General features: G+C 31.7%; 22 protein-coding genes and 2 tRNA genes. 16 read left to right on the top strand and 8 right to left on the bottom strand.

Features of this window, described 5'->3' with window-relative positions; genetic code table 11:
• The first annotated feature begins 133 nt into the window (after positions 1-133).
• From JX000_RS08755 to JX000_RS08725, 7 genes are all read left to right on the top strand, one after another.
• Positions 134-1618 carry a UDP-N-acetylmuramoyl-L-alanyl-D-glutamate--L-lysine ligase gene (locus tag JX000_RS08755; RefSeq protein WP_075778098.1) on the top strand — a complete coding sequence of 495 codons (1485 nt, stop codon included), beginning with the start codon at positions 134-136 and terminating at the stop codon, positions 1616-1618.
• Positions 1608-1856 (top strand): YueH family protein, encoded by a 249-nt coding sequence (locus JX000_RS08750; RefSeq protein ID WP_049425452.1) that lies wholly within the window; start codon positions 1608-1610, stop codon positions 1854-1856. The genes JX000_RS08755 and JX000_RS08750 overlap by 11 nt, the downstream gene beginning before the upstream one ends.
• Positions 1856-3418 carry a peptide chain release factor 3 gene (locus JX000_RS08745; RefSeq protein WP_002450753.1) on the top strand — a complete coding sequence of 521 codons (1563 nt, stop codon included), beginning with the start codon at positions 1856-1858 and terminating at the stop codon, positions 3416-3418. The genes JX000_RS08750 and JX000_RS08745 overlap by 1 nt, the downstream gene beginning before the upstream one ends.
• A 305-nt stretch (positions 3419-3723) precedes the next feature.
• Positions 3724-4524, top strand: a complete 801-nt coding sequence (locus JX000_RS08740) for a TerC family protein (RefSeq protein ID WP_002450752.1) — start codon at positions 3724-3726, stop codon at positions 4522-4524.
• Between the two features lie 202 nt (positions 4525-4726).
• The gene (locus JX000_RS08735) at positions 4727-6526 is read left to right on the top strand and encodes a trypsin-like peptidase domain-containing protein (RefSeq protein WP_075778099.1); all 1800 of its coding nucleotides are present in this window, start codon (positions 4727-4729) and stop codon (positions 6524-6526) included.
• 16 nt (positions 6527-6542) lie between these two features.
• Positions 6543-7901 (top strand): TrkH family potassium uptake protein, encoded by a 1359-nt coding sequence (locus JX000_RS08730; protein ID WP_002450750.1) that lies wholly within the window; start codon positions 6543-6545, stop codon positions 7899-7901.
• 148 nt (positions 7902-8049) lie between these two features.
• Positions 8050-9558 (top strand): bifunctional metallophosphatase/5'-nucleotidase, encoded by a 1509-nt coding sequence (locus JX000_RS08725; RefSeq protein WP_206140635.1) that lies wholly within the window; start codon positions 8050-8052, stop codon positions 9556-9558.
• A 155-nt stretch (positions 9559-9713) separates the two neighbouring features.
• Here the strand turns inward: JX000_RS08725 and JX000_RS08720 are convergent, their stop codons facing one another.
• Complete coding sequence (locus JX000_RS08720; RefSeq protein WP_002450748.1) at positions 9714-10316, bottom strand: CPBP family glutamic-type intramembrane protease; 603 nt, start codon at positions 10314-10316, stop codon at positions 9714-9716.
• A gap of 5 nt (positions 10317-10321) precedes the next feature.
• A complete protein-coding gene (locus tag JX000_RS08715) occupies positions 10322-10507 on the bottom strand; it encodes a YkvS family protein (protein ID WP_002450747.1) in 186 nt (61 codons plus the stop codon).
• A gap of 204 nt (positions 10508-10711) precedes the next feature.
• On the opposite strand from JX000_RS08715, the gene lplA reads away from it, so the two are divergent.
• Complete coding sequence (gene lplA, locus JX000_RS08710) at positions 10712-11698, top strand: lipoate--protein ligase (protein WP_075778101.1); 987 nt, start codon at positions 10712-10714, stop codon at positions 11696-11698.
• Between the two features lie 77 nt (positions 11699-11775).
• Here lplA and JX000_RS08705 read toward each other — a convergent pair whose 3' ends face one another.
• Positions 11776-11994, bottom strand: a complete 219-nt coding sequence (locus JX000_RS08705) for an IDEAL domain-containing protein (RefSeq protein ID WP_206140634.1) — start codon at positions 11992-11994, stop codon at positions 11776-11778.
• A 218-nt stretch (positions 11995-12212) separates the two neighbouring features.
• On the opposite strand from JX000_RS08705, the gene JX000_RS08700 reads away from it, so the two are divergent.
• From JX000_RS08700 to JX000_RS08690, 3 genes are all read left to right on the top strand, one after another.
• The gene (locus tag JX000_RS08700; RefSeq protein WP_049425458.1) at positions 12213-12782 is read left to right on the top strand and encodes a competence protein ComK; all 570 of its coding nucleotides are present in this window, start codon (positions 12213-12215) and stop codon (positions 12780-12782) included.
• A gap of 147 nt (positions 12783-12929) precedes the next feature.
• Positions 12930-13004 (top strand) — tRNA-Asn (locus tag JX000_RS08695).
• Between the two features lies 1 nt (position 13005).
• Positions 13006-13094, top strand: a tRNA-Ser gene (locus tag JX000_RS08690).
• Positions 13095-13609: 515 nt separating this feature from the next.
• Here the strand turns inward: JX000_RS08690 and JX000_RS08685 are convergent.
• The 3 genes from JX000_RS08685 to JX000_RS08680 form a co-directional block, all read right to left on the bottom strand.
• Positions 13610-13966 carry a DoxX family protein gene (locus JX000_RS08685; RefSeq protein ID WP_075778621.1) on the bottom strand — a complete coding sequence of 119 codons (357 nt, stop codon included), beginning with the start codon at positions 13964-13966 and terminating at the stop codon, positions 13610-13612.
• 222 nt (positions 13967-14188) lie between these two features.
• On the bottom strand, positions 14189-14290 hold the full coding sequence (locus JX000_RS12245; protein WP_253187594.1) for an SAR1012 family small protein: 102 nt from the start codon (positions 14288-14290) through the stop codon (positions 14189-14191).
• A 103-nt stretch (positions 14291-14393) separates the two neighbouring features.
• Positions 14394-14603: a TM2 domain-containing protein gene (locus JX000_RS08680; protein WP_002450742.1), complete on the bottom strand. Its 210-nt coding sequence runs from the start codon at positions 14601-14603 to the stop codon at positions 14394-14396.
• Between the two features lie 203 nt (positions 14604-14806).
• Between JX000_RS08680 and JX000_RS08675 the strand changes: the two genes are divergently transcribed.
• Positions 14807-15358: a GNAT family N-acetyltransferase gene (locus JX000_RS08675; protein ID WP_075778622.1), complete on the top strand. Its 552-nt coding sequence runs from the start codon at positions 14807-14809 to the stop codon at positions 15356-15358.
• A gap of 46 nt (positions 15359-15404) precedes the next feature.
• Here JX000_RS08675 and JX000_RS08670 read toward each other — a convergent pair whose 3' ends face one another.
• The gene (locus JX000_RS08670) at positions 15405-16343 is read right to left on the bottom strand and encodes a 1,4-dihydroxy-2-naphthoate polyprenyltransferase (RefSeq protein WP_075778623.1); all 939 of its coding nucleotides are present in this window, start codon (positions 16341-16343) and stop codon (positions 15405-15407) included.
• 175 nt (positions 16344-16518) lie between these two features.
• On the opposite strand from JX000_RS08670, the gene JX000_RS08665 reads away from it, so the two are divergent.
• The 4 genes from JX000_RS08665 to menB are packed head-to-tail and all read left to right on the top strand — an operon-like array spanning position 16519 to position 21141.
• On the top strand, positions 16519-17874 hold the full coding sequence (locus JX000_RS08665; protein WP_075778624.1) for an isochorismate synthase: 1356 nt from the start codon (positions 16519-16521) through the stop codon (positions 17872-17874).
• Complete coding sequence (gene menD / locus JX000_RS08660) at positions 17867-19540, top strand: 2-succinyl-5-enolpyruvyl-6-hydroxy-3-cyclohexene-1-carboxylic-acid synthase (protein WP_049423518.1); 1674 nt, start codon at positions 17867-17869, stop codon at positions 19538-19540. Before JX000_RS08665 ends, menD begins: the two co-directional genes overlap by 8 nt.
• Positions 19527-20330 (top strand): 2-succinyl-6-hydroxy-2,4-cyclohexadiene-1-carboxylate synthase, encoded by an 804-nt coding sequence (gene menH, locus JX000_RS08655; protein ID WP_075778625.1) that lies wholly within the window; start codon positions 19527-19529, stop codon positions 20328-20330. Before menD ends, menH begins: the two co-directional genes overlap by 14 nt.
• The gene (menB, locus tag JX000_RS08650) at positions 20323-21141 is read left to right on the top strand and encodes a 1,4-dihydroxy-2-naphthoyl-CoA synthase (RefSeq protein WP_002450736.1); all 819 of its coding nucleotides are present in this window, start codon (positions 20323-20325) and stop codon (positions 21139-21141) included. The genes menH and menB overlap by 8 nt, the downstream gene beginning before the upstream one ends.
• 80 nt (positions 21142-21221) lie before the next feature.
• Here menB and JX000_RS08645 read toward each other — a convergent pair whose 3' ends face one another.
• Complete coding sequence (locus JX000_RS08645; RefSeq protein WP_075778626.1) at positions 21222-22394, bottom strand: aminotransferase class I/II-fold pyridoxal phosphate-dependent enzyme; 1173 nt, start codon at positions 22392-22394, stop codon at positions 21222-21224.
• Between the last annotated feature and the right edge of the window lie 117 nt (positions 22395-22511).

Raw genomic sequence — 22511 nt, 5'->3', positions numbered from 1 at the left:
TTGGCTTGAAATAAGTTAGTTTTTGTTGTTTTAGAATAACCAATATTTAATACAGTTAAATAGAAAGAATAAATTTATCATAGTCATCAAAACGTGTATAATAGACTTAATGTAAAAAAAGGAGCGATTCATTTTGAATGCGAGTGTATTGTTCGAAAAAATTCGAGTAAAACAAGTTATAGGAACATTAGATAAAGAAGTAGTAGATATCACTACTGACTCAAGAACAGCTAAAGAAGGCAGTATTTTTGTCGCATCAAAAGGTTATACAGTTGATAGCCATAAGTTTTGTCAAAATGTAGTAGATCAAGGATGTAGTATCATTGTAGTCAATAGAGAGCAAGACTTAAAAGGTGAAGTTACTCAAATTATTGTACCTGACACTTTAAGAGTAGCGAGCTTATTAGCACATGAATTATTTGACTTTCCGAGTCATCATTTAGTTACATATGGTGTAACAGGAACAAATGGTAAAACATCTATAGCAACAATGATTCATTTAATTTATAGAAAATTAAATAAAAGTAGTGCTTATTTAGGAACGAATGGTTTTCAAATTAATGAAACAAAAACAAAAGGTGCGAATACAACACCAGAAACAGTATCTCTAACTAAAAAAATCAAAGAAGCTGTTGATGAAGGTGCTGAAGCAATGACAATGGAAGTATCTAGTCATGGTTTATCATTAGGTCGATTAAGAGGCGTGGAATTTGATGTTGCGATTTTTTCTAATTTAACGCAAGATCATTTAGATTTTCATGGAACAATGGAAGCATATGGACATGCTAAATCACTATTATTTAGTCAATTAGGAGAGGACCTCGCTAAAGAAAAATATGTAGTATTAAATAATGATGACGATTTTTCAGAGTATCTAGCTTCTGTTACGCCGTATGAGGTATTTACATATGGTATAGATCATGATGCACAGTTTAAAGCAATTAATGTAGAAGAATCTTTACAAGGTGTTAAATTTGAATTTGACACACCATTTGGTAGTTATCAAGTTGAAAGTCCATATGTAGGTAAATTCAATATTTCAAACATTATGGCAGCTATGATAGCGGTTTGGAGTAAAGGTGCGACATTTGAAGACATCATTGAAGCGGTCAAATCGCTTGAACCAGTAGAGGGACGTTTAGAAGTATTAGACCCTAATTTGCCAATAGATTTAATTATAGATTATGCACATACTGCAGATGGAATGAATAAACTCATTGATGCAGTTAAACCATTTGTGAAACAAAAACTTATCTTCTTAGTAGGTATGGCTGGTGAAAGAGACATGACTAAAACGCCTGAAATGGGTAGCGTAGCTTGTCGTGCTGATTACGTTATTTTCACGCCTGATAATCCTGCCAATGATGATCCTAAAATGCTTACAGCTGAATTAGCTAAGGGTGCCACTCACTCAAATTATGTTGAATTTGAAGATAGAGCAGAAGGTATTAAACATGCCATTGATGTTGCAGAACCTGGTGATACTGTAGTATTAGCTTCAAAAGGTAGAGAACCTTATCAAATTATGCCTGGGCATGTAAAGGTACCACACCGTGATGACTTAATTGGTTTAGAAGCGGCTTATAAAAAATTTGGCGGTGGGCCTGTTGAAGATTAGAGAATATACAGAAGGAACATACGCATTTCAAGTATATTTTCAAAGATTGAATGATACAATGCTTATTGCTATACCTGATCAATTTTGGTCAGTTGAAGTCGCCATTGATTTAACTAGGTCAGAAATAAACGATACGTTATTGATGCAATTTTTCACATTTAATGATGAAGAAGAAGCTCAAAAATTAGCAAATGTTGTAACCAATTGGTTTGAAACAATATTAAAGGAGAATGATTAATGAATATAAAGGAAGAAGTAGAGTCAAGAAAGACTTTTGCTATTATATCCCATCCGGATGCTGGGAAAACAACCTTAACTGAAAAACTACTATTCTTCAGTGGTGCTATTCGTGAAGCAGGTACTGTTAAAGGTAAGAAAACAGGTAAGTTCGCTACAAGTGACTGGATGAAAGTAGAACAAGAACGTGGTATTTCAGTAACGAGTTCTGTAATGCAATTTGATTATGATGATTATAAGATTAATATTTTAGATACACCAGGTCACGAAGACTTTTCAGAAGATACGTATCGTACTTTAATGGCAGTAGATAGTGCCGTGATGGTAATTGACTGTGCGAAAGGTATAGAGCCCCAAACACTCAAATTATTTAAAGTTTGTAAGATGCGAGGTATTCCTATCTTTACCTTTATTAACAAGTTAGACCGTGTTGGTAAGGAACCATTTGAATTATTGGATGAAATTGAAGAAACATTAAATATTGATACTTATCCAATGAATTGGCCAGTAGGTATGGGTCAAAACTTCTTTGGTATTATTGATAGAAAATCTAAATCTATTGAACCGTTTAGAGATGAAGAAAATATCTTACACCTAAATGACGATTATGAATTAGAAGAAGATCATGCGATTAAAAATGATAGTGCATTCGAACAAGCGATTGAAGAATTAATGTTAGTAGAAGAAGCAGGAGAAAATTTTGATAATGAAGCATTATTAAATGGTGAATTGACACCAGTATTCTTCGGATCAGCATTAGCTAATTTCGGAGTTCAAAACTTTTTAAATGCTTATGTCGATCATGCACCAATGCCAAATGCTCGTCAAACTAAAGAAGATGTTGAAGTAAGTCCTTTTGATACTGACTTTTCAGGATTTATATTTAAAATTCAAGCAAACATGGACCCGAAACATAGAGATAGAATTGCATTTATGAGAGTAGTCAGCGGTGCATTTGAACGTGGTATGGATGTAACCTTACAACGTACGAGCAAAAAACAAAAGATTACACGATCAACATCATTTATGGCGGATGATAAAGAAACAGTTAATCATGCAGTCGCAGGAGATATTATAGGTTTATATGATACAGGAAATTATCAAATTGGAGACACATTAGTTGGTGGGAAACAAAACTTTAGTTTCCAAGATTTACCACAATTTACACCTGAAATATTTATGAAAGTGTCTGCGAAAAATGTTATGAAACAAAAGCATTTTCATAAAGGCATTGAGCAATTAGTACAAGAGGGTGCGATTCAATACTATAAAACATTGCACACGAATCAAATTATTTTAGGTGCAGTTGGACAGCTACAATTTGAAGTTTTTGAACATCGAATGAACAATGAATACAACGTAGATGTAGTGATGGAACCAGTAGGCCGTAAAATTGCAAGATGGATTGAAAACGAGGAAGATATTAAAGATAATATGAATACATCTCGTTCGATACTTGTACACGATCGTTATGATAATTATGTATTTTTATTTGAAAATGAATTTGCGACACGTTGGTTTGAAGAAAAATTCCCAGACATTAAATTATATAGTTTATTGTAAAATGTTTGGCTATATATATATGTGGGTATCGCTTTTAATGTAATGATGATGTTATTAAATAATAAATTGTCATTATAGCAATTAACCTGTATAATATTTATATTCACAAATAAATACCTATGACACTCATGTCAGAGGGGAGTAACTTGATGGTCACTTAAATGATTTAAGTGATTTTACGCTTTATCGTCATTACGAAGTATTCACTTCCGGTAAAGTGGGCAATAATATTTGCTAAGTGAGACCTTTGCTATTATTTAGCATAGGTCTCTTTATTTGTATAAAATTTAAAGGAGTTGTCCACTATGGATCCGAGTTTGTTGTTATCCTATGCATGGGTATTACTAGTCTTAGTATTTTTAGAGGGTCTTTTAGCTGCCGATAATGCAATAGTAATGGCAGTTATGGTAAAGCATTTACCACCTGAGCAAAGAAAGAAAGCACTATTTTATGGTTTATTAGGCGCATTTATATTTAGATTTTTAGCATTATTCTTAATTAGTATTATTGCTAATTTCTGGTTTATTCAAGCAGCAGGAGCTGTATATTTAATCTATATGTCAATTAAAAATTTATGGGAATTCTTCCATAAGAAAGATGACAAGAATCAGGAAAATGTTGGAGATGACCATCACTTTGACGAAGAAGGTCAAGAAAAGAAAGTTGGTCCCAAAGCATTCTGGGGTACTGTATTTAAAGTAGAATTCGCAGACATTGCATTTGCTATTGATTCCATGTTAGCAGCATTAGCAATCGCTGTGACTTTACCAAAAGTAGGTATACATTTTGGTGGCATGGATTTAGGTCAATTCTCAGTGATGTTTTTAGGCGGAATGATAGGCGTTATTTTAATGCGTTTCGCAGCAACATGGTTTGTTGAATTATTAAATAAATATCCTGGTTTAGAAGGCGCAGCTTTCGCGATTGTAGGTTGGGTCGGAATTAAATTAGTCGTATTAGTATTAGCACATAAAGACGTAGGTATCTTACCAGAAGAATTCCCACATACAGTTTTATGGCAATCTATTTTCTGGGCAGTCCTAATATTACTAGTTGTTATCGGTTGGTTAACATCAGCTGTAAGTAATAAAAAGAAAAAGAAATAATAATCTAAGGCTTCGTATATTAATACGAAGTCTTATTTAATATTTGTTAAACATTGCAGTTTTAATAATAAAATATTAAAATTTATATATACATAATACTATTTATTGAGGTTATACATATCACAGTGAAAAATGTTACCTTAAACCCATTGAGTATGTCATAATAAAAGTAATTGATTGAAATGATAGGAGTGGCTATCTAGTGGAAAAAAATAAAAAACAAGTAATTCCTCGTAAAAGCTATCGACGTCAACGTCGTGAATTTTTTCATAATGAAGAAAGAGAAGAAAGAGTAGAAAAACAAAGACAAAAAGAAAGAATTCAAGCTAAAAAAGAAGAATACCAAGCTAAAGTTAATGAAGAAAGGGTTAAAGATAACTTAAGAAAAGCAAGAATAGAAAAGCTAACTAAAGAAGAAATTCAACAACAACAAAATCAAGTATCAAATCAAAATGATAAAACGAATAAAACGCAACAAGATCAAGAAAATGATAAGTCGAAATTAACATTACCTGAGGAACAACAACTTAAACGAACGCAAAATCGTAAAAATCAATCATCAAATGATAGCAAACAAGAAGAACATGAAAAATCTACTTATGGGGAGCATCAAAGTGATAGATTAGCATCAAAAGCATCTCAAGAAAATCACCTAAATAACGGTAGTGAAATTGAAAGTGAAAAGAAAAACAATAAAACAGAATCTAGTAAGAAGTTAAATAAACAATCAACTTCTGTTGAAAATCGTGATTTTGATACTGAAAAGAAACATCAGCATCATAGCAAGCAAAGTGCTAAACAAAATCAATTTGAAACAAAGAAAGATAATGCATCTTCAACTCAAAATAAAGTAGAAAATAAAACGGATTATCTAGATATTATCAAGTCATTCTTTAAGGAACATTGGCCTAAAATAGCGATTATTATAGGCGTGATATTATTAATTATTATACTTAACGCTATTTTTACTAATGTTAATAAAAATGACCATACAAATGACAGTGCTTTAACACCTACGAATAAACATTATACTGACACAATGAAAAGTGCGAATAGTACAGTAAAATCTGTAGTAACAGTAGAGAACGAAGGGACAAAAAATACTTCAGTTCCAAATAATACATCTAAAGCAGATAATGAAATTGGTTCAGGTGTCGTCTACAAAAAAGTGGGCGACTCTCTTTTTATTATGACAAATGCTCACGTAGTTGGTAATAAGGATAAACAAAAGATAACATTTGGTAATAATAAGTCGGTTCAAGGAAAAGTGATTGGTACCGATAAATGGTCTGATATAGCAGTCATTAAAGCTAAAAGTGCAGATGATTCTGTAAAAGCCATCACCATTGGTAATTCTAATCATCTTGTTTTAGGAGAACCTATTATTGTAGTGGGTAATCCATTAGGTGTTGACTTCAAAGAAAGTGTATCTGATGGTATAGTCTCTGGTTTAGATAGGCATGTACCAGTAGATATTGATAAAGACGATAGCTATGATGTACTAATGAAAGCCTTCCAAATTAATGCTCCTGTGAATCCTGGTAATTCAGGTGGTGCAGTTGTAGATAGAGATGGTAAACTGATAGGTATTGTTTCTCTGAAGATTGATATGGATAATGTGGAAGGTATGGGATTTGCAATACCAATTAATGATGCTCAAAAAATAGCTGCTCATTTAGAGAAAGAAGGTAAAATTGAATATCCTAATACTGGAATCAAAATTAAAAATGTAGCAGATATTGATGATGACGAACGCCAATCAATCAAATTACCCGATAGTGTTAAAAATGGTATTATAGTTGGTGAAGTAAAGCCTAATGCCCCTGGCGATAAATCAGGGTTGAAAAAAGATGATGTCATAGTAGAATTAGATGGGAAAAGAATTGAAGATAATTTAAGATATAGACAAATTATATTTAATCATAGAGAAGACAAAAGTACATTAAAAGCTAAAGTGTATAGAGATGGAAAAGTCATTAATATAGATATAAAACTAAAATAATGTTGAGGTGAAATGAATGTCGATATTTGGCCAACTATTAAAAAGATCCAGTCCTCAACAAGGGATAGTTCTATACTATTTAGCAGCAATTGTTGTCGCGTTCTTGTTGTTAAATCTACCATATGTACACAAATCTGGAGTCGACGTTAATCCAATAGATACATTATTTGTAGCAGTATCTGGAATAAGCGTTACGGGATTAACACCAATTAGTATTGTTGATACGTATTCTACGTTTGGTCAAATTATTATACTAGTCATTTTAAATATTGGCGGTATCGGTGTGATGGCCATTGGAACATTATTGTGGGTCGTATTAGGTAAACATATAGGTATTCGTGAACGCCAGCTAATTATGCTTGATAACAATAAAGATACAATGAGTGGGACTGTAAAATTAATCTTAGAAATAGTTAGAACCATATTTGTAATTGAATTTATAGGTGCACTTTTACTTGCATTTTATTTTTATAGAGATAATCCCGATTTAAAATATGCTATTATGCAGGGGATATTTGTTTCTATATCAGCCACAACTAATGGCGGTCTCGATATCACAGGTGATTCACTTGTCCCATATGCAAAAGATTATTTTGTGCAAACGATTGTAATGTTCCTAATCGTTTTAGGTTCTATTGGCTTTCCAGTGTTGCTTGAAGTCAAAGCCTACATTAAAAATAGAGTAACAAATTTTAGATTTTCATTATTTACGAAAATTACAACATCAACATATTTATTCTTATTTGTTTTTGGTGTTATCATTATTTTCTTACTTGAACATAACCATGCATTCAAAGGGATGAGTTGGCATCAGTCGTTGTTTTATTCGCTGTTTCAATCAGCTACAACTAGGAGTGCAGGATTACAAACCATTGATGTATCCCACTTTAGTGATGCAACAAATATCATTATGAGCATTTTGATGTTTATAGGTTCATCTCCTAGTTCAGTAGGTGGTGGTATCCGTACTACTACTTTCGCTATTTTAATTTTATTTGTCATTAATTTTAGTAATTCTGCAGATAAAATTTCAATTAAAGTATTCAATAGAGAAATTCATATTATGGATATACAACGATCATTTATGGTATTTACCATGGCTTCCATTTTGACCTTCACAAGCATGATTATTATATCTGTAGCAGAGCAAGGAAAACTATCATTTTTACAAGTTTTCTTTGAAGTTATGTCGGCGTTTGGTACATGTGGTTTAACACTAGGTGTAACAGATGATGTAAGCAATATTACAAAAATTGTATTAATGATATTAATGTTTATAGGACGTGTAGGTTTAATTTCCTTTATTATAATGATAGCTGGAAGAAAAGAGCCTAAAAAATTTAGCTACCCTAAAGAACGTATACAAATTGGATAAATTTAATTAAAGACATTTTAAGTATCAAAGACAGTTTATACTTAAAATGTCTTTTGTATTATTGTTGATAAAATAAGTTATCTATCCAAAGAGATATCACTTAAACAAAAATACATGTTAAACTAACCATAATGAGAGGTGTGTTGAGATGGAGAGAAATGAGAATATCGATGTAGATGTCATAGCAACTTCTGATATGCATAGTCATTTTTTAAACGGAGATTATGGCTCAAATATATATCGTGCCGGAACTTTTGTTAAACAAGTAAGAGACAATAATCAAAATGTAATCTTATTAGATAGTGGCGGTAGTTTGGCAGGGTCATTAGCAGCATTTTATTATGCTATTGTTGCACCATATAAGCGCCATCCAATGATAAAGTTAATGAATGCCATGCAATATGATGCTAGTGGTATTAGCCCTAACGAATTTAAATTTGGATTGTCATTTTTAACGCGTTCTGTTGCATTATCTAGATTTCCATGGTTATCGGCTAATATAGAATATATCAAAACGAAAGAACCATACTTTTCAACACCATATTCTATTCAACATTTTGATAATTTAAAAATTGCAATAGTAGGATTAACAGCTGATGGCCTTATGAAAAATGAATATGCAGAGATGGAAGAAGATGTGAGTATTGAAAAAACATTATTATCAGCTAAAAGATGGATTAGATATATACATGAAATCGAAGAACCAGATTTTTTAATAGTGATATATCATGGTGGATTAGACAAAATTAGCAAATCTAATAAGAAACACGAGGTAAATGTCAATGAAGCTGAAATATTGATGGAGGAATTAGGGGTTATAGATCTCATCATTACAGCACATCAGCATCAAACTTTAGTTGGTCAAGATCATGGAACAGTTTATGTACAAGCTGGACAAAATGCAGAAGAACTCGTGCATGTGAAAATTAGATTTAAAAAAAGAACTAATACCTATGAGGTTGAGGAAATTTTACCTGAAGTCATTGATTTGAATAATTATGATGAAGATGAAGATTTACTTAATGTCACGTATTATGATCGAAAAGCAGTTGAACATTGGGCAGGCGAAGAGATAAACGAAACTGAAATAAACGCACCAGTTAAAGATTTAGCAGAGTTAGTTGGACAACCACATCCTTTTGCTCAATTATTACATGATAGCATTAGATTAGCCTATAATTATCAAATTAGTTGTGTACATATACCACGAAATGGTGAAGAAGGACTAGACGGCGTCATAACGAATAGAGTTTTATATGATGCGTACCCATATCCAGATAAACCTGTTGATTTAACAATTAAAGGGCAATGTATTAAAGATATATTAGAATTTTCATATTCATATCTTGAATTTGAATCAGACACTTTAAAATCTACACTGATTGATGAAACGTTATGTACATTTTGGCAAGGATTTAACTATACCATTGACATGAATCAAGCACCATTTAACCGGGTAACTTTAGATGGTATTGATTTAAATGGATTATATAGAATAAATATGACTGATTATTGTTATAGAAACTATCAAGCATATTTAAAAGATGCTATTATTCATCAAACTAGTGAAAGTACAATGAGTACACTAATTGCCAAAAATTTATCAGATAAGCACTATTCAATTGAATTAATAAATAATTTTAAAGTGATTAAGTAATTCGATATCATTTCACCTTCATATTAATTAACGTATGTGTCGAAATAATTACTTTAAAAAATAAATAGAGCTCTAAATCATGTAAGGACACATGGTTTGGAGCTCTAAACTTATACTTTAAATATTTATTTTCTAATCATTTAATATTCTAAAAATTATCCGTGAAAAATTAATAAAAGAATAATAGCAACAATTTGTGCAATAGATGTTGTAGCAATACGTCTTGTATATTCATAACTAATTGACAGTAGTAATTGAGTTATAAAAATAAACAGTACTATCCACCAATTATCTAAATATATAAATAGAGAGCTTGAACAAATTGCAGTGATTAAGATAGATAACCAATTCGGCAAATTGTACTTATTTAACTCATTTTGTAAAACAGTGCGCATATATAATTCATGACACGGTATAACGAATGCTAATGTTACTAACATTTGCCATTTCCAGTGTACACCAGTTTTGGCTAATTCTTTTATTAATGAAGCATAAGTTAGTTCAGACGTCATGAGTGATAAGATCAATTGAATAATGATTAAAATAATACTGGCAATAATCCCAATACCTATGGATGTTAATAACCGTTTAGAATGTATATCACGTTGATAAAATACATAACTAATACCAGCTATTAGCATAATTCCAGTATACAAATACCAATATTCTTGATGTTCACCCCACATAACAAATAAAATGGCATGAAAAACTATGAAACTAATTATAAACCATAATAAAGCTTTCGAAACTTTTTTCATTACAACTAACCTTCTTGTTCAACAATTTTATAACGTTTATGATTAATAACCGTTTTTTCAGGTAAGTCTAGTGAGTTAAAGTTTTCCATTATTGTTAAGTCTACAATAACTGAGTTATCATTTATTTTTTCAACTCGGCCTCTTAAACCATCATAAAATTCTACGATATTACCTACTTCTGCAACAGTCATTTCGAGTCCTCCCTTAATTCATAGCTAGACTATATTGTACTAAAAAAAACACTACAAATAAACTAATAACACTAAAAACGCTTAGAATTAATGCATAAATTATGAAAATTTTGTCATTATTGAGTAAATAATTGGAATTTTAAATGTAAATTGTGCATAAATAAAGTAAGGGCATATATAGAGAATCTATAAGGAGCGTTTGTTATGAAATTTGTTAGTAATAATGATATAACTGATCCAACACTTAACTTAGCTATGGAAGAATATGTATTAAAAAATCTGCCGTCAGAAGAAAGTTATTTTTTATTTTATGTAAATAGACCTTCCATTATTGTTGGTAAAAATCAGAACACGATTGAAGAGGTCAATAAATCATATGTTGATGAAAAAGGTATAGATGTTGTACGTAGAATCTCTGGCGGTGGTGCAGTTTATCATGATACAGGTAATTTAAACTTTAGTTTTATTACAGATGATGATGGTAATAGCTTCCATAACTTTAAGAAGTTTACAGAACCTATCGTTCAAGCTTTACAATCATTGGGCGTAGAAGCAGAAATGACAGGACGAAACGATATTCAAGTTGGTGCTGCTAAAATTTCAGGAAATGCAATGGTTAAAGTTAAAGATAGAATGTTTAGTCACGGAACATTAATGCTAAACAGTGAACTTGATGAAGTTCAAAATGCATTGAAAGTTAATCCAGCTAAAATTAAATCAAAAGGTGTTAAATCTGTTAGAAAACGTGTGGCTAATATTGAAGAATTTTTAACAGAGTCTATAGATATTGACCAATTTAAACAAATCATTTTAAAATCAATATTTGGTGAACAACAAGTTGAAGAGTATGTATTAACTGATGAAGATTGGAAAAATATCGAGAAATTAAGTAATGAAAAATACCGTACTTGGGACTGGAATTATGGTAAAAATCCAAAATATAATTTTGAACGAGAAGAAAAATTCGAGAAAGGATTTATTCAAGTCAAATTTGATGTGAAAAAAGGTATAATTGAACATGCAAAAATCTTCGGTGATTTCTTTGGTGAAGGGGATATTAGTGATTTAGAACATGCCTTAGAAGGGTGCCTTCATGACTTTAACCATTTAGAAGAAGCATTGGCAAATTATAACTTATATTATTATTTTGGTGATATAGATAAAAATGAAATATTAAGATTAATGTCTTAATGTCTAATAAATTAAAAGGTCTATTCTCTAACTTTTTAGTAGGGAATAGACCTTATTTTGAATGACTCGAATCTAAATTATTCACTGAGAAATGCCTCCAAATTTTTATATTCTGTCGTGTACTCATTGAATGCTTTCTCATCTTTATTTACTAAAGCTTCATCAATTAGTAATTTCAATTCTTTTTTTCTAACTTCTCTAAGTGCTTCATCAATGACTAGTTCAACGTCTAAATCATTAACCGTAGTTACAAATTCTTCAAGTGTCGTATGTTTCACATTTGTATTATGATTCATAGGGATCTCGACCTTTCGTTTGAATTTAATATATAAATATTATACATTTTTTAAATTTTGAAATCAATGAATATTCTGACATTTTATGCGAAAAAATGTACCATATTACACTTTAAGAATAACTTGACTTTTGACATTTTTCTTATAAAATAAAAAACATATTATTGGTTCTATAAAATAGAATTGATAATAAAACTTAATAAAGCGAGGTTTTCCCAATGACAACTCAGAATATATACGTAATTAGAAAGGGAGACATGGTGATTAGGCCTAATTATGATGATCAAAATCAACCAAATGGTTCAGAAATTATTCGGTTTGATAAGACAGTCCTACAAAGTCCATTTAAAGTTCAGAAGATTATTGAGAGGTCATGTAAATTTTATGGCAACAATTATTTAAGTAAAAAGGCTGAAACCAATCGAATTACAGGTATCTCTAGTAAACCCCCAATTTTATTAACTCCTTTATTCCCAACTTACTTTTTTCCTACTCATTCAGATCGACAAGAAGAAAATTTATGGATTAACATGCATTATGTTGAGTCTATTAAAGAATTAAAACATCGTAAATGTAAAATCATATTTGCAAACAATGAAACCATTACCCTAAATGTATCATTCCACAGTTTATGGCATCAGTATACGAACGCAATCTTCTTTTATTATATGGTAGATAAACAATCCCGTATGAAATCTAATGACCCCGATAAACCTATCGATTATGAAAAATCCTCACTAAACATTTTTGAAGCATTATCACGTTATTCGCTATTTGTAGATAAATAAATTATGATGAAATTTAAAATATGTGGAACGTTATATTAATATAGTGTAAATGTTCCGTATATTTTTTTAAGTTATCTCTTGATAAATTACGTAAAATTGATATAATAATATTTGTGCTTGATAGAGAAAGCACTGCAATTTAATTATTCCACAGTAGCTCAGTGGTAGAGCTATCGGCTGTTAACCGATCGGTCGTAGGTTCGAGTCCTACCTGTGGAGCCATGGAAACGTACTCAAGTTGGCTGAAGAGGCGCCCCTGCTAAGGGTGTAGGTCGCGAGAGCGGCGCGAGGGTTCGAATCCCTCCGTTTCCGTTTTATAGTAAAAATCAGTTTAATTCTGATTTACTTAAACTACCTAGAACGTTGTTAAATCAACGTTCTTTTTTATTTTGTTAAAAATCCGTTTAAGTTTGTTTAATATATTTTGGTCAATATATGGTCAACACACTTTATTTAATGCGAATGGATAGTCCCTTCGTTACTATAAATAAGCCTAGAATGGTTTTAATCCATTCTAGGCTTATTTTTTCTACTAATTTTTGACTTATCAAGAGTTGACTTCCTTTTTATAACATGTACTACGAAGAGTTAAGATTCTTTAGTGCGTGAGACCTTTAAAACGAAATACATTGAACATAGTAGCAAGCCAACTATGAGGCTAGGCGATAATTGAATATCATAGTATAAAAACACCATGAAATTAGAATCTAACCATAGGGCTGATTTAAAATCATGGTGTTTATTATTATAATATCAATGCAATACTCAAGCTGTATTCCTAAAGTGATAAGATACTTACAAAAGTCTGTTAATATTAAATAAAATGATTAGTAAAATTGTATACACTTTTTCCAACTATAACTGCTCATCACTGCTACATTCATTACGATATGAATTACTTCGAACTCATAACCACTAACGTATCCTCGGGTTAACTTTAAGGTGAATATGGAACCTAACATCACACAAATATAGAAAACATTAACATACGGTGTTAAAATCCCAAATATCAAGAAGATACCTCCAACAACTTCACCAATTGACATTAAAATAGCAAGTAGTGGGGGTAAACCTAATGAACCTAGAAAATGTATCGTACCTTCTAGGTCTACAAATTTTAAAGTACCATGTACTAAAAAAGATGTCGCTAACATCCATCTAATTAATAAAATTCCAAATCTCATTGATAGACTGACCTCCAGATTGTTATAAAATAAAAAAGTAAATTTCATAAGTAATTAAGAATAAAAGACTTTAAATTTCTAATAAAAATTATAATACTTATAAAATTTATCTTATTATATAACGAATGGAAGGTTTTGTCTTTATTAAATGACCATTTATATAAAAAAGCCCATCAATAGTAATAAATACATTGACGAGCGATAATTTTGATAAAGCGTTCTTTATTTTTTACCGTTTGATTTACCTGAAATCAAATCACGGATAATTTTAACAATGTAACCTGTTATAAGCGATCTTACTACACGTTTAATAATGTTCATCATGGTTATGTCTCCCTTTTGCTTTTACTTGATAGATATAATATACCCAGTTTTTTATGTTTTAAAAGTGAATGGAAGATAAATCGTTAGAATAGGGTAAATATTATTATTCAAAAACAATGTAGCCATCTTTGTCAGCCTTTTTAGTAAAAGCGACAATAACAGCATGAATAATAGCCACAATACTTGGAATACCAGTCCAAAAGAAGGCAAGATGTAAAATACCTTGTCCAACTTTGTCAGCATAAAACTTATGAACACCAATACCGCCTAAAAAGATAGCTACTAATATATAAATGACTTTATTAACTCTCATTATGATTGCCTCCTAAAGATAAAATGTATCGTTTAAAGATTTAAGTACATGACAAACTTATAAATCTATTTTAGATAGTCCTTCTAATAATTCAATTCTACCACCGAAATTTTTAAAATCTATATGAGGTAGGTCCTTTGATTTATATTATATCGTAGATTCTATATAATGAAATTAAGACATATTTTAAGGAAGGATATATGATGATTAGACAAGCGCATCCTAGTGATAATAAGCGTATCGCTGAATTATGTTATATGATTTGGGAAGATATGGAATTAGATATAGTTAATGAAATTAGTAAAGAACGATTGATGAACATACTAGAGCTAAGTGTTGTGAATGTTGAATATCGAAGTTATTATAAAAATGTTTGGGTTTATGAAGTGGATGGCAAAGTTGCAGGATGTGTCATTGCTTATGATGGTAAACATGAACTTGATTATGAGGAAAATTGGTTAAAGTTACCGCTTGATGAAGATATCCGTAAATATGGGACGCCTTTACCAGTGAAAGAAGCAGCGGACGATGAGATGTATATTGAAACTGTCGCTACGTTTCCCGAGTATCGAGGACAAGGTATAGCTACACAACTAATGACTTATCTCCTTGAGATGTACTCTGAGAAAAAATGGAGCTTAAATTGTGATTATGATAATGAAAAAGCGTTAGGATTATATGAAAAATTAGGGTTTAAAACTGTGAGTGATATAGATCTTTATGGTCATTTATATAGACATATGATTATGCAATAAAAAGCTCGACAATGACTGATTATCATTGCCGAGTAATTAAATGTCATTAAATTGCACCTAACAACGCACTAATATAAATGCCTAATGCATATAATAAACCGAAAATAGTATTTGTTTTACCTGTAGCAGCCATGGCAGGCATCATTGTTGCAGGTGTATCATTTTTGTTAAATCTTCTTACAGCTTTAATTGGCATTGGGAATGACAATAAAACTAATAAATAGAATAATGATCCACCAGATTTAAATAAGGCTGTAAATACTACAAGCGCATATGCAACGATATACATTATTGCCATAAAGATAACTGAGGCGCGTTTACCAAGTAAAATAGGTAGTGTTTTACGTCCACTAGCTTTATCTTTGACGCGGTCTCTAATGTTGTTAGCCATATTTATAAGGCCAATCGTTATGACGATAGGGATACTTAACCAAATGATTAGTCCTTGAACATTACCTGTTTGAATGAAAAAGGCTAATAAGATGATAATCATACCCATAAATACGCCTGAGAATAATTCGCCAAATGGCGTCCATGAAATTGGCATTGGTCCACCAGTATATAAATAACCAATTGCCATACAAACAACGCCTATTGGAATAATCCAAAATGAACTATGGAAAGCTAGGAATATACCCAGTAAAGCTGCGATAATATAAAAAGCAATTGCGATATTCATCACAAGTTTAGGACTCATACCGTTTCGTACAATTGCACCACCGATACCTACAGAAGTATGATCATCTAAGCCTTTTTTAAAATCATAGTATTCATTAAACATGTTTGTAGCTGCTTGGATTAATAAGCAAGCAATTAACATGGCTAAGAATAAACTAAATTTAAGATGATCTTCACTACCAAGTAGGAATAATTTAGCTGACGCTGTACCAACTAGTACTGGCACAACTGCGGCAGTTAAGGTATGAGGTCTCATCAATTGCCAATACTTTTTAACCGTTGAATATTGTTGATATTGATCTGACATTTTTTATAACCTCTTAATTTTTTTAGTTTTAACATTAATATTTTAAAGTAATTATGAATAAAGGTCAATTCACGTGAAAAATTGCATGTGATTATTAAGCAATTCACACCAAAATTGGTATTGAAAAATGATACAATATACTAATGAGTAAATATAGAAGAAAGAAGTGAGATGAATGACTGTTAACGTAAGAGAAGATGAGATTGTCGACAAGCTATATGGAAGTTCTAAGGATTGGGTCTCCGTTGAAGTAGAGATAGAAAAACAGTTAGATCCAAGTAAGTTATTTCATATAACTGAATCGCAAGCAGGTGATCGTTTTTATTTGCGATTAAATGACAATCAGTCTTCATATTTCGGTTATCATGCGATTCGAAAATTTGAAAATGATTTCGAAAATAAACAGTCTATCTTTAAAGAATGGGAAACGTTAAAAAAAGATATAGAATTAATTCATCCAGATTATGAGAAACATCATTTACGTTTGTGTGGTGGGTTCCAATTTTCAAAACATAAGTCTGATGATGAATGGCGAGCATATGGTTTAAATCATTTTGTGTTACCTGAGGTATTGATTTCTACAGAAAACGAACGAACATTTGTAACTTATACAACTGAAAAAAGTACATTTGATATGGAGACATTCAAGTCATTAGTAAATGATTTGGAACAAGCCAATGTTGATACAGAAGATGATCACCTGGGAAATGTTACACGTATGGAGGATATCTATTTAGATGAATGGCGAGATTTAGTACAAGAAGCGATTGATCATATTGACTATTCTAAGAAAATTGTACTTGCACGTAGAAGATTAATAAAATTTGATAAAAAGATTAGCATTCCATATATTTTAACTAGAGCATTAAAGAATGAAAAAAACAGTTATATCTTCTTACTTGAATCTAATGAATCTGTGTTCTTCTCACAAACACCTGAACAATTATTAAAGGTTGAAAATCAAGTGCTTTCAACCAAAGCAGTAGCAGGTACGATTAAACGTTCTCAAAATGAACAAGAAGATGAAGCAAACATACAAGCTTTTCTAAACGATAAAAAGAATTTAAATGAACATCAAATTGTAGTTGAGAGTATATTGAATGACATTCAACCCTATGTTGAAGATGTATACTACAATGAAACACCAAACATTTTAAAAAATGACCATTTGTATCATCTATTTACAAAAATAGAAGGTAATTTAAAAGAACAGTCTTATATTGGGTTAATTGATCGAATGCATCCTACACCAGCGTTAGGTGGTTATCCTAAAGATGAAGCACTAGAATTTATAGAACAAAAAGAATTTGGCACACGTGGTTTATACGGTTCACCGGTAGGATATATAGATGTCTATGATGATTGTGAGTTTATCGTAGCAATTCGATCTATGTTGATAAAAGGTGATCAAGCAACACTATTTGCTGGATGTGGCATAGTTAAAGATTCTGATCCAGATAGTGAGATTGCTGAAACAGCAGTGAAATTTTCACCAATGATGAATGCTTTAGGAGTAGATAAACATGAGTAATAAAAATGAAGCTTTAACGACACAAGTCTTTACATTTGCATCAGAACTATATGCTTATGGTGTGAGAGAAGTTGTTATTAGCCCGGGGTCACGTTCGACGCCATTAGCTATTGCGTTAGAAGCACACCCAAATATTAAAACGTGGATTCATCCGGATGAACGTAGTGCAGCATTTTTTGCATTAGGTTTAATCAAAGGTAGTCAAAGACCCGTCGCTATTTTATGTACATCTGGTACAGCAGCGGCTAATTACACTCCAGCAATTGCAGAAAGTCAAATTAGTCGAATACCACTCATTGTATTAACGAGTGATCGACCGCACGAACTAAGAAGTGTAGGTGCACCACAAGCAATTAATCAAGTAAATATGTTCAGTAATTATGTCAATTTCCAATTTGATATGCCAATTGCTGATGGCACAACCAATATGCTAGATACGATACATTATCAAATGCAAATCGCAAGTCAGTATCTTTATGGACCACATAAAGGGCCGATACATTTTAATATGCCATTTAGAGAACCATTAACACCTAATTTAGATAGAAAAGATCTATTGAAATCAGAAACAAAAACATTACCTCATTATCAAAAAATGGTACATGTTGATCCTATTAAGGATAAAATTGAAAAGCCTAAAGGTCTAATCATTGTTGGAGATATGCAACATCAAGAAGTAGATCAAATTCTAACTTATTCAACGGTTTTCGATATACCTGTGTTGGCAGACCCATTAAGCCAGTTAAGACGACATAATCATCCTAATGTCATCACAACCTATGATTTATTATATCGAGCAGGTATGGATTGGGATGTTGATTTCGTAATCAGAGTTGGTAAACCGGTTATTTCTAAAAAGTTAAATCAATGGCTAAAAACGACTACAGCATTTCAAATTTTAGTACAAAATAATGATAAAATTGATGTTTTCCCTGTACCGCCAGATGTGTCATACGAAATATCGGCTAATGACTTTTTCAGATCACTAATGGAAGAAAGAACAATAGACAGAAAAGCATGGTTACAACAATGGCAATCATTAGAAAAACAAGCTCGAATTGAAATCAATGATTTTCTACAACATGCCACTGATGAAGCGGCCTATGTCGGCACATTGCTTTCTAAATTAACTAATGAAGATGCTTTGTTTGTAAGTAATAGTATGCCTATTAGAGATATCGATAATTTACTATTTGATAATGAAGCGGAAATTTATGCTAATCGTGGCGCGAATGGTATTGATGGTGTTGTTTCTACGGCATTAGGTATGGCAGTACATAAAAATGTTACGTTACTCATTGGTGATTTAGCCTTTTATCATGATATGAACGGCTTACTTATGTCTAAAATTAATGACATACATTTAAACATAGTTTTATTAAATAACGATGGTGGTGGTATCTTTTCATATTTACCGCAAAAAGCATCAGCAGCAGAATATTTCGAGAGATTATTCGGAACACCAACTGGCTTAGATTTTGAACATGCGGCATTGTTATATGATTTTAATTTTAAGCGATTTGATCATTTAACTGATTTTAAATTTGAATCGTTATCTAAATTAGGTTCGAATGTTTATGAAGTCATCACCGATAGAGAAGATAATTTACAACAACATCAAATTTTATATAAGAAATTGAGTGAAATGATTAATGTTATATCATAATTTTTATCAATCAAAATCATCTTCCAAGCAATTGTTAGTTATGTTACACGGATTTATTAGCGATGGCAGAACCTTCGATAATCATATTGATAAGCTAACAGAACAAACTAACGTATTAGTCATTGATTTACCAGGTCACGGAAAAGATGAAACTTCTATGGATATAGAATGGAGCTTTGATTATATCAATCAAGCATTAAATCAAGTTTTATCTGAATATCAACAATATCAGTTATGTTTATTTGGTTATTCAATGGGAGGTAGAGTAGCTTTATATTATGCGTTGCATGGTTCGATAGAACTTGCAGGCTTAATATTAGAAAGCACATCACCGGGTATTCAAAGTGAAGAAGATCGAATTGAGAGACAACAAGTAGATGCTGCAAGAGCGAAAGTATTAGAAATAGCTGGTTTAGAAATATTTGTCAATGATTGGGAAAGATTACCATTGTTCCAATCACAATATAACTTAGAAAAATCAGTTAAAAAGCAAATTCGGAATAATAGAATGAGTCAAGATCCTCATCGTTTAGCAAAAGCATTACGAGATTATGGTACAGGACAGATGCCTAATCTATGGTCATTACTATCACAAATCGATATTTCAACATATATTATGGCAGGAGAGCTAGACGCGAAGTTTGTAAAAATTGCACAAAAATTGAAAGACTCAATTGTTAATAGCAGAAAAACAATAGTTTCTAATGTTGGGCATACAATTCATGTGGAAGATAGCACGGAATTTGATACAATGATATTAGGTTTTTTAAAGGAGGAGCAAAATGACTAGACAGTGGGAAACACTTAGAGAATATGATGAAATTAAATATGAATTTTTCGAAGGTATTGCAAAGGTAACTATTAATCGTCCTGAAGTACGTAATGCATTCACACCTAAGACAGTGGCTGAAATGATTGATGCATTTTCACGTGCACGTGATGATCAAAATGTTTCAGTGATTATCTTAACTGGAGAAGGAGATAAAGCATTCTGTTCAGGTGGAGATCAGAAGAAACGTGGACATGGTGGTTACGTTGGCGAAGACGAAATCCCTCGTTTAAATGTTTTAGATTTACAACGTTTAATTCGTGTTATTCCTAAACCAGTTATAGCAATGGTTCGTGGTTATGCTATCGGTGGCGGTAACGTATTAAATGTTGTATGTGATTTAACTATTGCAGCAGACAATGCGATTTTTGGTCAAACAGGTCCAAAAGTAGGTTCATTTGATGCTGGTTATGGTTCAGGCTATTTAGCTAGAATCGTTGGACACAAAAAAGCAAGAGAAATATGGTACTTATGTCGCCAATATAATGCACAAGAAGCATTAGACATGGGCTTAGTTAATACAGTGGTACCATTAGACAAAGTAGAAGATGAAACAGTTGCTTGGTGTCAAGATATTATGAAACATTCACCAACTGCTTTACGTTTCTTAAAAGCTGCAATGAATGCAGATACAGATGGTTTAGCTGGTTTACAACAAATGGCAGGCGATGCGACTTTACTTTATTATACAACTGATGAAGCTAAAGAAGGTCGTGACGCATTTAAAGAAAAACGTGACCCAGACTTTGACCAATTCCCTAAATTCCCATAGAATCTCATAATAAAACCACTTGTTTGTTATAAATCGATGATGGATGCATCGCTATATAACTACAAGTGGTTTTTTATTTATTAAGCAAATTGATTAGGGTAATACGTTTTTAAATACGTTTCTAAACGTTGCATGCCCTCTTTAAGTAAAGCCATATCGTAAGCGTAAGAAATACGAACATGGCCTTTACCGATATCTGTGAAAGATGAACCAGGTACCATAGCGACGTGCGCTTTTTCTAAAACATCGACACAAAAGTTAAAATCATCTTCTGTGTAATTTTTAATACTTGGGAAAATGTAAAAGGCACCTTCGGGTTTAGCATTCAATTCAAATCCTAATGATTTTAATGTAGTGATTAAGTAATCTCGACGTTCTATATATGCTTTGTTCATATGTTGTGGTGCTTCTAAGCCTTCAGTTAATGCAGCGATACACGCGTGTTGGGCAGGAACATTAGCACAAATACAGTTATAAGCATGCATGAATGTTAACTTTTCAATTAAATATTCTGGTCCCATTAGGAAACCTATACGAATGCCCGTAGCAGAGTGTGATTTACTTAAGCCACCTATAAGTAGTAATTGATCTCTAATAATGTCAAATTCAGCAAATGAAGTATGTTGACCATTAAAGGTATTTTCAGCATAAATTTCATCACTAATAATAAATATCTCATAATCAGATAAAGTTTTTGCAATAACTTCAACTTCAGACTTGGATAGGGTGACACCTGTAGGATTAGTTGGATAATTAAGCAAAATCGCTTTAGTTTGATCAGAAATATGTTGCTTGATTAACTCGGGTGTGATTTTAAACGCAGAAGCAGATGTATCAATAAATACAGGTTTACCCCCTAAAGTTTGTATTAAAGGAATGTAACCAGCATAAGTTGGTCCAGGAATTAATATTTCATCACCTGGATTGATGATACTTCTTAATGCGGTATCTAATGCTTCACTAGCCCCGTTGGTAACGATGATTTCATCTACGTTATAGTTAAAGCCATATTTATTGTTAAAGTACTGTCTGATTGCCTCTCTGGTTTCAGGTAAACCTTTATTATGAGAATATGTAGTTTTATTGTCTTCGATAGCTTTGATATAAGCTTTTTTAACAACATCAGGCATAGAAAAATCAGGTTGCCCAATGGTTAGATTAATACAATCATCAATGTGTTGCATACGATTAGAAAATTGACGAATACTAGGCGCTCTTAAAAATTTAGATTGCTCGTTCAATTGTAATTTCATTTATCTTAACTCCTCTAAAAAATACCAAAATATAGTACTGTAATTGTTTGAATAGTCATATAATTCTTTCAAATTATTACTATCATAACATATTTTTTAGTAATACATTTTGGTATG

The sequence above is a fragment of the Staphylococcus sp. SB1-57 genome, assembly GCF_017086425.1.
Classification (GTDB): Bacteria; Bacillota; Bacilli; order Staphylococcales; family Staphylococcaceae; genus Staphylococcus; species Staphylococcus warneri_A.
This window is presented reverse-complemented; position numbering and strand designations above follow the sequence as displayed.